General features: G+C 45.4%; 10 protein-coding genes. 5 read left to right on the top strand and 5 right to left on the bottom strand.

The genetic code is table 11. From position 1 onward, the window contains the following. The first annotated feature begins 350 nt into the window (after nucleotides 1-350). Nucleotides 351-2,036: a dihydroxy-acid dehydratase gene (gene ilvD, locus QT998_RS19390; RefSeq protein ID WP_333092319.1), complete on the top strand. Its 1,686-nt coding sequence runs from the start codon at nucleotides 351-353 to the stop codon at nucleotides 2,034-2,036. A 116-nt stretch (nucleotides 2,037-2,152) separates the two neighbouring features. Here the strand turns inward: ilvD and QT998_RS19385 are convergent, their stop codons facing one another. Both QT998_RS19385 and QT998_RS19380 read right to left on the bottom strand, forming a co-directional pair. Next, on the bottom strand, nucleotides 2,153-2,686 hold the full coding sequence (locus QT998_RS19385) for a hypothetical protein (protein WP_333092377.1): 534 nt from the start codon (nucleotides 2,684-2,686) through the stop codon (nucleotides 2,153-2,155). Nucleotides 2,687-3,218: 532 nt separating this feature from the next. Then, nucleotides 3,219-5,039 (bottom strand): sensor histidine kinase, encoded by a 1,821-nt coding sequence (locus QT998_RS19380; protein WP_333092318.1) that lies wholly within the window; start codon nucleotides 5,037-5,039, stop codon nucleotides 3,219-3,221. Between the two features lie 939 nt (nucleotides 5,040-5,978). Between QT998_RS19380 and QT998_RS19375 the strand changes: the two genes are divergently transcribed. Continuing rightward, nucleotides 5,979-7,610 (top strand): YcjF family protein, encoded by a 1,632-nt coding sequence (locus QT998_RS19375; RefSeq protein ID WP_333092317.1) that lies wholly within the window; start codon nucleotides 5,979-5,981, stop codon nucleotides 7,608-7,610. A gap of 742 nt (nucleotides 7,611-8,352) precedes the next feature. Beyond that, nucleotides 8,353-9,282 carry a phosphoribulokinase gene (locus QT998_RS19370; protein ID WP_333092316.1) on the top strand — a complete coding sequence of 310 codons (930 nt, stop codon included), beginning with the start codon at nucleotides 8,353-8,355 and terminating at the stop codon, nucleotides 9,280-9,282. Nucleotides 9,283-9,395: 113 nt separating this feature from the next. On the opposite strand, the gene QT998_RS19365 is transcribed toward QT998_RS19370, so the two are convergent. Then, entirely contained in the window at nucleotides 9,396-9,605 is a 210-nt protein-coding gene (locus QT998_RS19365) for a hypothetical protein (RefSeq protein ID WP_333092315.1), read from the bottom strand. Between the two features lie 66 nt (nucleotides 9,606-9,671). Further along, complete coding sequence (locus QT998_RS19360; RefSeq protein WP_333117120.1) at nucleotides 9,672-9,911, bottom strand: hypothetical protein; 240 nt, start codon at nucleotides 9,909-9,911, stop codon at nucleotides 9,672-9,674. Nucleotides 9,912-9,949: 38 nt separating this feature from the next. Here QT998_RS19360 and QT998_RS19355 point away from each other — a divergent pair, with 38 nt between their 5' ends. Further along, complete coding sequence (locus tag QT998_RS19355; protein ID WP_442921985.1) at nucleotides 9,950-10,930, top strand: ABC transporter ATP-binding protein; 981 nt, start codon at nucleotides 9,950-9,952, stop codon at nucleotides 10,928-10,930. A gap of 107 nt (nucleotides 10,931-11,037) precedes the next feature. Here the strand turns inward: QT998_RS19355 and QT998_RS19350 are convergent, their stop codons facing one another. After that, the gene (locus QT998_RS19350) at nucleotides 11,038-11,304 is read right to left on the bottom strand and encodes a hypothetical protein (protein ID WP_333092313.1); all 267 of its coding nucleotides are present in this window, start codon (nucleotides 11,302-11,304) and stop codon (nucleotides 11,038-11,040) included. 726 nt (nucleotides 11,305-12,030) lie between these two features. Between QT998_RS19350 and QT998_RS19345 the strand changes: the two genes are divergently transcribed. Next, nucleotides 12,031-13,934: DUF4347 domain-containing protein (locus tag QT998_RS19345; protein WP_333117119.1), on the top strand; the 1,904-nt coding region annotated here is incomplete at its 3' end.

Raw genomic sequence — 13,934 nt, 5'->3', positions numbered from 1 at the left:
GGTATTCACTCTGCACGCTGTAGTATCTGTAGAATTTTTCCCTTGCTTTCCGGACACTGCTGTGCCACTGCCTCCTAAAAGGTCTGACAAATATCAAAGCTTCTGAGAAAATCAACAATAGGGTAAAACTCTCGGCGCTCGGCACTGAGTCAGTCGATTTTAGATTTTAGATTTTAGATTTGCTCCACAGATTCATCTGGGAGCCGGAACTTTGGTCTAAAATTATGGGCTCACCACGACGATTATCGGAAACTTGTATTCGTTTTTGGGCGAGCTGGCAGTTGACAACTGACAACTGTCAACTGTCAACTGTCAACTGTCAACTGTCAACAGAGAAAGGAAACTTTAAAATGCCTGAAAATTTGAGAAGCCAAGCTGTGACTGGAGGCGTGCAGCGCGCGCCCAACCGAGCAATGCTGCGGGCAGTCGGTTTTGGTGACGACGATTTCACTAAGCCGATTGTGGGGATTGCCAACGGGTACAGCACGATTACGCCCTGCAATATGGGATTGAACGACCTCGCTTTGCGGGCTGTTGCGGGTGCAAGGGAAGCCGGCGCCATGCCACAGACATTCGGTACGATTACTATCAGCGACGGGATCTCGATGGGAACTCAAGGGATGAAATATTCTCTGGTGTCGAGAGATGTGATTGCGGATTCGATAGAAACTGTTTGCAACGGCCAAAGTATGGACGGGTTGCTGGCTGTCGGCGGTTGCGATAAAAATATGCCGGGGGCGATGATTGCGATCGCCCGCATGAACATTCCTGCTATTTTTGTTTACGGCGGCACGATCAAACCAGGACACCACAACGGACGCGATTTAACCGTTGTCAGCGCTTTTGAAGCAGTCGGTCAATTCAGCGCGGGCAAAATTGACGAAACAGAACTCAATGCAGTCGAACATAAAGCTTGTCCGGGCGCTGGTTCTTGCGGCGGGATGTTCACAGCAAATACGATGTCGAGCGCTTTTGAAGTGATGGGCATGAGTTTGCCTTATTCTTCGACAATGGCTGCTGAGGATGCCGAAAAAGCTGACAGCGCTGCCGAATCTGCAAAAGTTGTCGTGGAAGCTGTCCGCAAACAGTTGTTACCAAGCCAAATTTTGACGCGCAAGGCCTTTGAAAATGCGATCGCGGTAATCATGGCAATCGGCGGTTCGACCAATGCTGTGCTGCATTTATTAGCCATTTCCAATGCGATCGGCGTTGAGTTGTCCCTCGACGATTTTGAAACTATTCGAGCAAAAGTACCAGTGCTGTGCGACCTCAAACCCAGCGGCAAATACGTAGCAACCGATTTGCACAAAGCCGGCGGCATTCCTCAAGTAATGAAAATGCTGCTAGAAAAAGGTTTGCTGCACGGAGACGCGCTGACAATTACCGGCCAAACTGTTGCTGAAGTGTTAGCAGATATTCCAGCCGAACCCCGCACCGACCAAGATGTCATCCGCCCTTGGAACAACCCGCTTTACGCCCAAGGACATTTAGCAATTCTCAGAGGAAATCTGGCAACAGAAGGAGCCGTTGCTAAAATTACTGGCGTTAAAAAACCGCAAATTACCGGCCCGGCGCGGGTATTTGAATCTGAAGAAAATTGTTTGGATGCAATTTTAGCGGGCAAAATTCAAGCCGGCGATGTGATTATCATCCGCTACGAAGGGCCCAAAGGCGGGCCGGGAATGCGCGAAATGTTAGCACCAACTTCGGCAATTATTGGCGCAGGTTTGGGCGATTCCGTAGCATTAATTACTGACGGCCGCTTTTCTGGCGGAACTTACGGCATGGTTGTCGGTCACGTTGCACCGGAGGCACAAGTAGGAGGCACAATTGCTTTAGTAAAAGAGGGCGATTCGATTACGATTGATGCTAAGAATCGGTTGTTGCAGCTCAATGTTGCTGATGCAGAATTGGAGCAGCGCCGAGCAGCTTGGCAAGCTCCTAAACCTCGCTATACTAGGGGCGTTTTGGCTAAATACGCTAAATTGGTTTCTTCTAGCAGTCTTGGTGCTGTGACTGATTTGGGTTTGGGTTAATTTGGAGTTTTTGTAACCGCAGATGAAGGCAGATTAACGCAGATGAACGCAGATCGGATTTGATCTGCGTTCATCTGTGTCCATCCGGTGATATCTGCAGTTACAAAAATCCTAAATTAACTACGCTGATTCAAAAAGCGGCTAGCCATCGACATGGCGTCAGTAATATCTACGTCGCCGTCTCCATCGGCATCTAAAAACGTATTCAAAACGGGATTTTGGCCTTGGGCTGGATTATTTTGAGCGTTGCCGCCGGTTTGCAGCAAATTCAGCAGGATCGGCACTAAAACAGGTATCATTGCTTGCACTGTTGTGTTATTTAAACCGGTTCTTTGGGCGATGTCGGCGATGATTTGCGTTAGTTGACCGGCTCCAAACAAACTCTGTACTGCTTGCGGATTGGGGTTTGTGCCGCTAAATTGGTTGACAAGTTGTTGAGCTTGTGCTTCTCCCGACTGCGATCGCACGTCTTGTAATGCCGATCGCACGTATCCGCCCAAAACCGACATCGCCAACTGAGTCGTACCCGCATCCACGCCCTGGTTGCCGCTCAACTGCTCTACCGCACCGATAATGTTGCCCAACTGATTGGAACTTGCTTGTTGGTTAGGATTGTCGATCGCGTTCAAAATTTGGTCAAATAGTCCCATGATTTTCGTTCCTTGCTGTATTTGTTCCACTCTAGATTAACCGATCGCCAATTGCCAAATTCCCCATTACAGAACTTATATCAAGTTCGGGTAATTACTTATAATATCCGACCGAGACGGGTTGACTAAATTGTTGGTTTTAGGCAATTATTGACAGGTTAACCCAATTGCCAATAACTAATGACTGCTATAGCAATCTTAAATCATTTGAAAAATCCTACGCAAGCAAGATGCTTACACTAAAAATATTCGAGTCTAAATCGATTTTGCTGCTGATTTACGGCTGCCATAAATAATGATACCAAATCTAGGTAATATACCTCCTTTATGATTGAACCGCGAAGACGCAAAGAACGCGAAGAGAAGAGGAAACAGAAGAGTCAGAAGATAAAGGGGGTGGCAAACTCTGATTTGGTATGACTGCTGACTAATGACTACTAAGAGGGCGGGCACGCACCATCCACCGCCCCTACCAACTGACTACTGACTACTGACTACTGACTACTGACTATTGACTAATGACTACTGACTACTAATGTTTGATCGGTAGGGCGATCGCAAATTCCGTCCCCCTTCCCACCTCCGACCAACAGTTAATCGTCCCGCCGTGTTTCTTGACAATAATTTCGCGGCCGATTGCCAATCCCAAACCAGTACCTACACCCCTCGGTTTAGTCGTAAAGAACGTTTCAAACATTCTTTCTTGACTGGCCGCAGGTATCCCCGTACCGTTATCGGAAATTCGCACTACCACAGAGTCGTCGTCCAAGTATTCTGTAGTGATTGAAATTTTCGGCGAAAAACTAGATGTTTCTGCTTGCTTTGACTCAAAATTAGATTGTTTTTTCGCCTCTTCATAGCTAATTTTTTCAACTTTTGCTTTTTCTTCCACAGCATCTAGTGCATTGCTGATCAGGTTGACAAACACCTGGTAAAGCAAACCCATGTAGCCTTCAACTTTGGGAATCTCCCCGTAATTTCGCACCACTTCAACGCCCTGTTTGACCCGGCTGTTGAGAATCAGCAAACTGCTATCTATGCAGGCGTGTAAATCGACTGGCTGAGGCGCTGTATCGTCGAGGCGAGAAAAATCTTTCAAACTCAAGATAATGGCTTTGGCTCTTTCAGCACCCACTTGCATTGAGTTAAATATTTTCATCAAATCTTCTTGGATAAAATCGAGGTCTATGGCTTCTGCTGTGGCGGTGACTGCAGCAGGCGGGTTGGGTATTTCTGTTTCGTAAGTTTTGAGCAAATCTAAAATATCTTCAACGTAAGTTTTTGCCGGATCGATGTTGGCATAGATAAAATTGATTGGGTTGTTAACTTCGTGAGCAACACCGGCTAGCATCCTCCCCAAAGTTGCCATTTTCTCATTTTGAAGGATATGAATTTCTTGCTCAGATTTCAATTCTTCTAGCAAGTTATTTACTTTCTGAATCAGTTGGTTGAACGAAGCGGCTAATACTCCCACTTCATCGGTGCTGGTAACTGGTACTTGCAACTGAAAATTAGATTCTTCCGTGACTCGCTGCGCTATTTTGGTGACAGCGGCGAGGGGTTTGGCGATCGCCCTACTGGTAAAGCTCGCCAGCAGTGCTGCAATTACGATCGACAGTGCCATGCTACCAAAAATTATTTGCACCCGCAGCACCTGCGCTCGCAGCAGGGCTTCCCGTGCTGCATCTTCTTGCTCTTGGGCGCGATCGATAATTACTCCTAAATCATTAGTCGCTTTCTCTAATTTCAACCCAATTTTATTTCGCTCTAAATTCAACAGCAACTTGCGTTTCACACTTGTTTGAGCTAGCGAATTTGGCATTTTACTAATTTGAACGTTAACTGTTTCTAGCTGCTGAATGTAATTTGAAATAAGCGAATTATAACTTTTTATAAAAGCCTGTAAGCCTGCTGCCTGTTCCATCTCTTTCTGATTTTTAACTTCAGATAGCGACAACTTCAAAATGTAGATATTATTTTGTAGCTGTTGGTATTTGCTGTCAAAAATTTCGGGCTTTTCTATCCCGTAAATCAATCGCTGTTGGCTGTTTTGCGTCCGCAGCAAAGCCACCTGCAACTTATTTAAAAGCTGACTTTCTCGATCGATGTGTAGTTGATTGTTAGTTCTGCGATAGTAATGATTCCCCGCCAGCATCCCGATAGTCGTACCCCCAATCGCAACACAAAGAGCCAATGCGTAGCCGCGGCTGATTTTGTCGCTAATACTGAGGTTTCCGAAGGAGCGGGCTATGTGAGCAAAATAATTAAGCTTTAGTAGGTGGCTCTGTTTGATTTTATACTGGAAAGATGTAGGAAGTTCTTGTGAAGCCTGTTTGTGATGTTTGAGCTGCATAGATGCGAACCTGTGAATAATTCACGCACTGAGAATTAAGTCTAACTTAATTCGCGGATCATTAGAAAGTAGGGCATCGATAATTAATGTGATAATTTTTGTTAATGAGGACGCTCTTACCCTGTCTGAGAAACCGGGATCGTTTAAGTTTTGTATTTGAGCGTGCGAGCGTCCCCGCTGGCGTATTGTTACTCGCGAGCGTCCCCGCTCGCACTATAATAAAAAAAATGCTTTTTGCAAAACCCAGATGCTCCCGAGAAACCTGGTTTCGGGTTTCCGTTGTCAGAGCTTCTAGGACGCACTTATACTATTTTATATTTTAGAATAATTGGGAATAACCAGGGCTAAAAACGGAGATATAGCTTTTCTGTGCTCTCCTATGAGGTACTATGCAGCATAGGGCATAGAGCATAGGGCATACCTCACTTTTTTGATAACCGCTATAAGCCCCAGACATGAATCGTGGAGAGCCCAAAGTTAAAGTTCCCAGACTCATCTTTCCACTAAATCTAAAATCTACAATTTAAAATCGATTGACTAATTTGGTAAGGTTTGGATCGCGGACTCGATCAGTTGGATTCAAAGAATGGAAGTGGTATTTCGTTAAGAAACCGTGTTTCTACGTAACTCAATGCGATATTTATTTTTTTGATAAAGAAGTGTGGCTTGAGGGGCTATCGAATAAATCACAGATTAAATCATTAGGTGTTCGGGCGGGTGAACGCACCAAGAAACAGCCTGCATCCGCTACAATTGCAGCTTTAGGCGCGCATTTGTCCGCCTGCACTCCGCTAGCACTCAAACCCGCTTGCATTCTGCTGACAGCACAAGCACAATCGGGATTTGCAGACTAAGCAGTGCGATCGGGCACTCGATCGGTTCCGAATTATCATCACAATGTAAGAATCAAAGTATAACCCTTTTATTTGCCGCCCCCTCATGCCTTTGCCGCGCCTGTTAACCTTAATTGCTGCTTTCTGCCTCACCCTGGGGCTGATTATTGGCCTGATAAGTTCCTTGACAGGGCTTTACAGTCAAGTTGCGCTGTCTGCTTCTCCGTTGCTGGCTAATTTGCTGATTTTCCTAATAATTATACTTTTGGGAACGCTAATTTTTGCGCTGTTTTATTATTTTAAGCTGCTGCAACGTCCGGGAAAAGTTAAGGGAAAACGGGCGATTAATCCGAAGGTTCCTGTGGTCAAAAGTGAGGCTGCTTCGGAAAATCTTCAAGCAATTAGGCAGCAAGTCGATCGCATTCAAGATGAAGTAGCGCGGCAAGCTTTGCTGTTGAGAGCCCGCGAAATTGAAGCTAACATGGCCCGCGGCAATGTTCGGATCGTGGTTTTCGGCACCGGTTCTGCGGGGAAAACTTCGGCTGTCAATGCGTTGGTGGGGCGGATGGCGGGAGAGGTGGGCGCGCCGATGGGAACTACGGAAGTTGGAGAAACTTACACTCTTTCATTGAAAGGAATCGATCGCGAATTAGCAATTACTGATACCCCAGGCATCTTGGAAGCGGGAGTAGCGGGGACTTACAGAGAGGAATTGGCACGTCAGTTGGCGGCCCGGGCAGATTTGATCTTATTTGTTTTGGACGGCGATTTGCGTAAATCTGAGTACGAACCGCTGCGGACTTTGGCAGAAATTGGCAAAAGGTCGATCGTGGTTTTTAATAAAGTTGACCTTTATCCCGACAGCGACAGAGACGAAATTCTCGATCGACTGCGGCTGCGAGTCAAAGGTTTTGTATCAGCAATGGATGTAGTTGCTATTAGCGCCAACCCGCAAAAAGTTGTACTAGAAAGCGGCACAATATTTCAACCAGACCCGGATATGATGCCATTAATTCGGCGCATCGCAGCAATTTTGCGAGCCGAAGGCGAAGACTTAATTGCCGACAATATTTTGTTGCAATCTCAGCACTTGGGAGACCAAGCGCGCAAGTTAATTGACGCTCAAAGACGGCGCGCCGCTGATAAAGTAGTAGAGCGATTTCAGTGGATCGGAGCCGGAGTAATTGCCGTCACGCCTTTGCCGGTTGTGGATTTGTTAGCGACAGCAGCAGTTAACGCTCAAATGGTAGTAGAAATTGCCAAGATTTACGGCTGCGAATTAAATATCGATCGCGCCAAAGAATTGGCATTGTCTCTGGCAAAAACTCTAGCAAGTTTGGGAATAGTAGAAGGCGTAATTCAAGTAGTTTCAAGGGCGCTGCAATTAAGCGTAGCTGGGTTTGTGCTCGGCAAAGCAATTCAAGCAGTCAGCGCCGCTTATTTAACCAGAATAGCCGGCAAAAGTTTTATTGAATATTTCCGACACGACCAAGATTGGGGCGACGGCGGCATCGCCGAAGTTGTGCAAAGGCAGTTTCAGTTAAACCGCAAAGACGAGTTTGTCAAAGCATTTGTCAAAGATGCGATCGCCCGCGTCGTCGAACCTCTCAATATTTATCAGCAACCAGAACCGGAACCAGAATTAGAAATGCCAGCAGAAGTGGAACCAGAACTATTGTATAAGCAGCAAGGCGACGATTGGGAAACCAACAGCAACAAGCGCCAAGATGACTGGTAAAACGTAAATCCTGCAGGGGCGGGTTCACCAACAATCTTTGATTCAGACAAACAATCTACATCAACCCGCCCCCACCACGCGACAGAATTAGATCCCGCGTGCGGAATGCGAGTCCGATCTATAATGCAGTATTAATTTAACTTAAGATTTGTTTGAATTGAGAAGTTATGCCCTGGTGCATCGAAATCAGGTTTATTCACGAAAATATTTGATTGCAGCAGGTCAAAAAGAGCAAAGATAATTAATTTCTGAGGGCGGGAGTACACCGTCTATTTAAATTTATCCTAATTTTTCATGTACGGGGAAAGCTTTGGTTAAAACTTTATATTTCGGGAAAATTTGATCGCCCTCCGCGTAGATTTATCGGCAAGTTGATGCACTGCTAGCGGCCAGTTTTAAAACTAAAAAGCACCCACCATTCCGACGGCTGCTGCAATTTGTACTACACTCAAAGACGAGGGGGACAGTTGACAGCGGTATTTTCCCCTAATTTTTGACTGTAGCCAGATTCAAAAGTGCGATCGACCTCGCGGGAGATTGAGAAATCAGCGTGATTTTTTAATCAGATGTTCTGGGAGTCTCTGGTGCCGCATTTTATTAAGAAATTTTACAATAATTTTACACGTTGGGGAGAATCCGGGGGGTTCAAGTCAAACTGTGCAATTAGCGATCGGATCGAACCGAATTTTGATAAGATTTAAGGTTGATAAAAAATTTGCTATTGTCCGTCGGAGTAAAAACAATGAGCGATCGACCAATCATTCTCGGTATTGTCGGAGACAGCGCAGCGGGAAAAACCACCCTGACACGGGGAATTGCCCAAGTATTGGGGCCAGAAAATGTCACGATAATTTGCACGGACGACTATCATAGGTACGACAGAAAGCAGCGGGCAGAAATCGGGATTACAGCACTGCATCCTGACTGCAATTATCTAGACATCATGCAGCAGCACCTGGGCCTGTTGCGTACCGGACAAGCAATTCTTAAACCTATTTACAACCACGACTCAGGTACATTCGATCCGCCGGAATACATCCAGCCCAATAAATTTGTAATAGTTGAAGGTTTGCTTGGTTACTCAACTCGTGCAATCCGCGATGCTTACGATGTAAAAGTGTATCTCGCTCCCCCAGAAGAGTTGCGAACTCAGTGGAAAGTTAAGCGCGATACTATGAAGCGCGGTTATACTGAAGAACAGGTGCTTGCAGAAATGCAAAAGCGGGAAAATGATTCAGAAGATTTTATTCGTCCCCAGCGTAAGTTTGCCGATGTTGTAGTTAGTTTTTACCTACCCGAAGAGGACAACGCAGTAAATTTGAATGTCCGTTTAGTGCTCAGACCGACAATTCCTCACCCGGATTTTACTGAAATTTTAGCTCAAGGTAGCGATAGCTTTAAACCTGCCATTCGTTTGGGACTCGATCGCGATATGGGCAAACCGGTTGACGTGTTGGAAGTAGACTCCCACGCTACTAACGAACAAGTAAACGAACTGGAAAAGATTTTGTGCAACGAAATGCCGCACCTGCGGGGTTTTTGCAGCGCCCAAGGCAACCCGGAAATTGGCAAACTAATCGGGACAACTGGTGAAGTTCTGCAAAGTTACCCGCTAGCTTTGACGCAGTTGCTAGTTTCATATCACATGATGAAAGCAATCCATTTGTATTAGTTAGTTGGTGGTTGGTTAGTTGTTATTTGTTAGTTGTTATTTTTTTGCTAGTTAGTTCTAATTCCGAATTACCAATTACCACTAACTACTGCCAACTAACTACTGCCAACTAACTACTGCCAACTAACTAATGACTCATGTACTAACAAATTCAGATTAAAAGTCGCTAATTGCTGAAGCTGCATTGAGAATGGCAATTGACTTTGAGGTGCGGGTAACATTTCGCCTCGGAAGTCGAGGAGGGTAACGAGTAGCAGGTAGGCAACTGCTAAGACTATAGAAATCACGCCGGTGATAATAGCAATAATTTTTGAACGTTCCATATTCAGTAAAAATCAATGGCAGGTAGTATTAGTTTAACATTAAAAAGAGCAATTCAGTAAATCCACCTAATTCAATATAAAATACGGGCTATTAAAAAGCTTGTTGTGTGTGCCTTCTTCTTCCTTCTTCCTTCTTCCTTCTGCCTTCTGCCTTCTGCCTTCTGCCTTCTGCCTTCTGCCTTCTGCCTTCTGCCTTCTGCCTTCTTCCTTCTTCCTTCTGCCTTCTTCCTTCTGCCTTCTTCCTTCTGCCTTCTTCCTTCTTCCTTCTTCCTTCTTCGTGATGACTGATGACTCTCTGTAATGCAATAGAATATAATCAGATACTGCTTATTTAGATGACGAAAATGGAACCTCTTATAGATGCGCCAACTTCCACCGAGATGCCCGGAGCTACCCCAGTGGTGGAAATATTTAATCTGGGGAAGTTCTACCGTACCGGCTTCTGGATGAACGAAAAAATAGAATCGCTCAAAAGTTGCACTCTGACTGTCTCTGAGGGGGAAACTTTCGGGTTGTTAGGGCAGAATGGAGCGGGGAAAACTACGCTGCTGAAGGCTTTGCTGGGGATAGTGCGGCCGACTTCTGGCAGGGGGCTGCTGTTGGGGAGGCCTTTGGGCGATCGCAACGTGAAGCGGCGCGTCGGCTATTTGCCAGAAAATCCCTACTTTTACGATTATCTCACGGGCTGGGAATTTTTGCAATTTGCGGCGGGCTTGTTTGAAATTCCGACCTCGATTCAGCGGCAGCGAATTCCGCATTTGCTAGAGTTAGTTGGTTTATCTCAATCGGCGGCAATAAAAAAACAGTTGCGCCAGTATTCTAAGGGAATGCTGCAACGAATCGGCATGGCTCAAGCTTTGATTAACAATCCAGATGTGGTATTTTTGGATGAGCCGATGTCTGGTTTAGATCCGATGGGGCGCTATCAGATGCGGGAGATAATTTTATCGCTAAAAAATCAAGGAAAAACGATTTTTTTTAATTCACACGTACTGTCGGATGTGGAGAAGATTTGCGATCGGGTGGCAATTTTGGCTCGCGGTGAGTTAATCTGCATTGGTGCGATCGACGAACTTCTGGGAAATACTAAAACTTACCGGGTTGAAGGTAGGGGCGGCCACTTGAATATCCTGCAAAAATGGATACCGGATATGGAAGTTGATAATGATTTGTGGTACGGGCATTTGCAGGGCGAGCCGAAGGAGTTTATTTCTAGTCTGAGCGCGACGGGAGGGCAGCTAATTGGGATGAATTTGGCTAAGCCTTCTTTGGAAGAGTTTTTTATGCAGCAACTGCAAGAAAGAGGCATTTATTCAAGCAGTTGAAGTTGATAAATTGGCGGGTGAAACCGGGCGGTTGAAACCGCGGCTACACATACAAAGTCCGCCTTCGCGGACTAAGAAAACGGGCAATATGCCCGTTCCACAAGAGTTTAATTTTCTTGTGGGGAGTAGGGGTTGGGCATCTTGCCCGCCTCTGAAAGGCTAATATTTTTTACTTCCTTTAACAAGGGCAACTGTAGATTTGCACACACCAACTCTGCACAATTCCACTGCCGCAAATACTCATATACTTCAGAAATAATCGCATTTGCTGCATCTAAATCTTGTGCTTGAGAGGCATGATAGTGCGCTCTGATTAAGGGCTGAATATCCTCGATATCTTGCCATTCCGATTCTGGTTTCAGGGGAATACTCATATAATAATTATAAGCTTGGTTGTGGGCGGTACAGATTAAGGATTGTCGAGGATTGTGAAATGATTTCTCTGGCTGTCAGCTAGGTTGGACGGTGCATCTGGTGACGGTGCATCTGGTGACGGTGCATCTGGCGGGCGATCGGGCATACAGCTTATCTGCTCTTGGGAGAAATGTAAAGTTTTGTAACAAAATAGGGCGCTCTGCATAAAAAGCAGAGGAAGGCCCTGATAGATATTTAGGAAAGCTTGCTAGGCGGGCTTTGCTGGTTTTGACGCAACTATATTTTTGAGGAGATGGGATTATGACGAATATTAGCTTAGGGCCGACGATTGATGGAAGTTTGAGCACCACTGATCCTCAAAACCCTCAAAGATTAGGTATAGCGAGAAATCCTGTTGACGGAATTTGGCTACAAGTTAAAAACTTTATTAGGCGTTGATTTTACTGCTCTAAGAGTTTTGCTTCAGTTAAACAATTGGTGGAGATTTCTTCAAATATCAACTTTTTAATTCTCCTGACTTCAAAAAGTATGATGCTTTTGCCAAACTGATTTAGAGTCGCTATGTTCACCCAAGTAATAGTTAGATGCAAAAAAAAGTTTTTTCAAGCAAGCTTTTTTGCTGCAAAATTACTGAGTTTAATCTAAACAATTTTAAGCTCAATTAAAGCAACTGACAAAGTAGCAAGCCCATAATTTCCCATTTTCCAAATAGCTAAAGGTAGATCATGTCACACAAAATCTCTGAAACTCCAAAAGCGATCGCATTTATCGATACTGCTGTCCCTAATTGGAAGACTCTAGTTGACGGCGTTACCCCTGGAACAGAAGTAATCCTGCTGGATTCTAACCGCAACGGGGTAGAACAAATTGCTCAAAAACTGCGGGGCGGTAACTTCTGTGCAGTTCACGTTGTATCCCACGGCGCTGTCGGTTCTCTGCAACTTGGCAATACGGTGTTGACTTTGGATACATTGAGCGATTCCACTCCAAGCAATATCATAAACGAAAAAAACCGGGGTGTAGTGTCTCTTTCCCCCTCCCGAAATTGCGACTTTGTGATGTGGGTAAAGGAATGGGCAAAGGGGCTGACAAGTAATGCTGAGATTCTTCTGTATGGCTGCAACGTAGCAAAGGGAGATTTGGGTGCTGCTTTCGCACAGCGGTTGAGTCAGCTAACAGGGGCTAATGTGGCAGCTTCTACGAGTCTGACTGGTAGTGCTCAGAAAGGCGGCGACTGGGAATTGGGGTATACAACTGGTGCGATCAAGGCATCTTTGGCATTTGGGCCACAGGTGCAAGAGGCTTACCAAGGGATTTTGACGATTAAAGTTACTTACGATACACTATTTCCTCCAGAGGCGAAAAATGCGTTTGATTACGCGGTTAATATCTGGAACCGACTAATCGACACCTCAAAAGTAGACGTAGTAATTGACGCAACTTGGGAATCTGTAGCTGGTTTTTTGGCAACAGGAGGAGGAAATAGCACAGCAAATTTTCCGGGCGCACCGTTAACGAATACTACTTATCGAATGGCGCTAGCCAACCAATTAGCAGGAACGGATTTGAATGGAAGTTCCCCTGATATTACCGTCAGTGTTAACAACGATCCCGGCGCTAGTTTGCCGGGAATTTCTTGGTACTTTGGAACCGATGGAAATCCCGGTGCTAATCAAACCGATTTGGTTAGTACACTCCTCCATGAAATTGCTCACGGAATGGGATTCGCTGACTCTTTTCTGTACGATCCAGGCACTCAACAGGGCAGTTTGGTTAATACTACTAACTATCCCAGAATCTACGACACATTTATTGAGAATAGTTCAGGTCAAAAAATCACTGACACAGTGCTTTTTCCTGTGCCTTCTGTCGCACTAGGAAACCAGCTAATTAGCAATAACTTGTTTTTCAATGGCCCTAAAGCTGTCCTAGGAAATGGTGGCATCAAACTTAATGTTTACGCACCTAACATTTTTAATAGCAGTGAAAGCATCGGTCACCTAGACGAAGCCATCTATGGAGATGGCAGTAATTCGTTGATGACATACGTTCGGGGTTTGGGAGTAGCAATACATGACCCTGGGCCTCTTACACTTGGTGTACTGGAAGATATAGGTTGGAAATTAAATGCTGATTTGGGCGTAACTGTTACGGTGGACAACCCCGCACCCAAAGAAGGGGATGTCATTACCTACACTATCAGTGCAAAAAATGTGGCACTAGGCAATGATGCCGCCAATATCAAGTTGACAAGTTTGTTACCTACAACTCTCAGTCTTACCAGTAACACTCCAAGCGAAGGCACTTACGATCCTGTAACAGGTGTTTGGGATGTGGGCAAATTAGCGGTTAATGGTACTACCTCGTTAACTCTCAAGGCTACAGTCAATCCTGGCAGTGGTGGGCAAACCATTAGTAACACAGTCGCGATCGCTGCTGCCGATCGCAATGACCCTGATATTACGAACAATAATGCGAAAGTTGACATCGCTGTAGCTCCAACTCCAACAACTCCGACTCCCACAACTCCGACTCCCACAACTCCGACTCCAACAACTCCGACTCCAACAACTCCGACTCCAACAACTCCGACTCCAACAACTCCGACTCCAACAACTCCGACTCCAAC

The sequence above is a fragment of the Microcoleus sp. S1D4 genome (assembly GCF_036700765.1).
Taxonomy (GTDB): Bacteria; Cyanobacteriota; Cyanobacteriia; order Cyanobacteriales; family Microcoleaceae; genus Microcoleus.
This window is presented reverse-complemented; position numbering and strand designations above follow the sequence as displayed.

Bases quoted from the DNA above. Each gene is read 5' to 3' on its own strand.
- ilvD (WP_333092319.1), top strand. From the start codon at position 351: ATGCCTGAAAATTTGAGAAGCCAAGCTGTGACTGGAGGCGTGCAGCGC.
- QT998_RS19385 (WP_333092377.1), bottom strand. From the start codon at position 2,686: ATGGGACTATTTGACCAAATTTTGAACGCGATCGACAATCCTAACCAA.
- QT998_RS19380 (WP_333092318.1), bottom strand. From the start codon at position 5,039: ATGCAGCTCAAACATCACAAACAGGCTTCACAAGAACTTCCTACATCT.
- QT998_RS19375 (WP_333092317.1), top strand. From the start codon at position 5,979: ATGCCTTTGCCGCGCCTGTTAACCTTAATTGCTGCTTTCTGCCTCACC.
- QT998_RS19370 (WP_333092316.1), top strand. From the start codon at position 8,353: ATGAGCGATCGACCAATCATTCTCGGTATTGTCGGAGACAGCGCAGCG.
- QT998_RS19365 (WP_333092315.1), bottom strand. From the start codon at position 9,605: ATGGAACGTTCAAAAATTATTGCTATTATCACCGGCGTGATTTCTATA.
- QT998_RS19355 (WP_442921985.1), top strand. From the start codon at position 9,950: ATGGAACCTCTTATAGATGCGCCAACTTCCACCGAGATGCCCGGAGCT.
- QT998_RS19350 (WP_333092313.1), bottom strand. From the start codon at position 11,304: ATGAGTATTCCCCTGAAACCAGAATCGGAATGGCAAGATATCGAGGAT.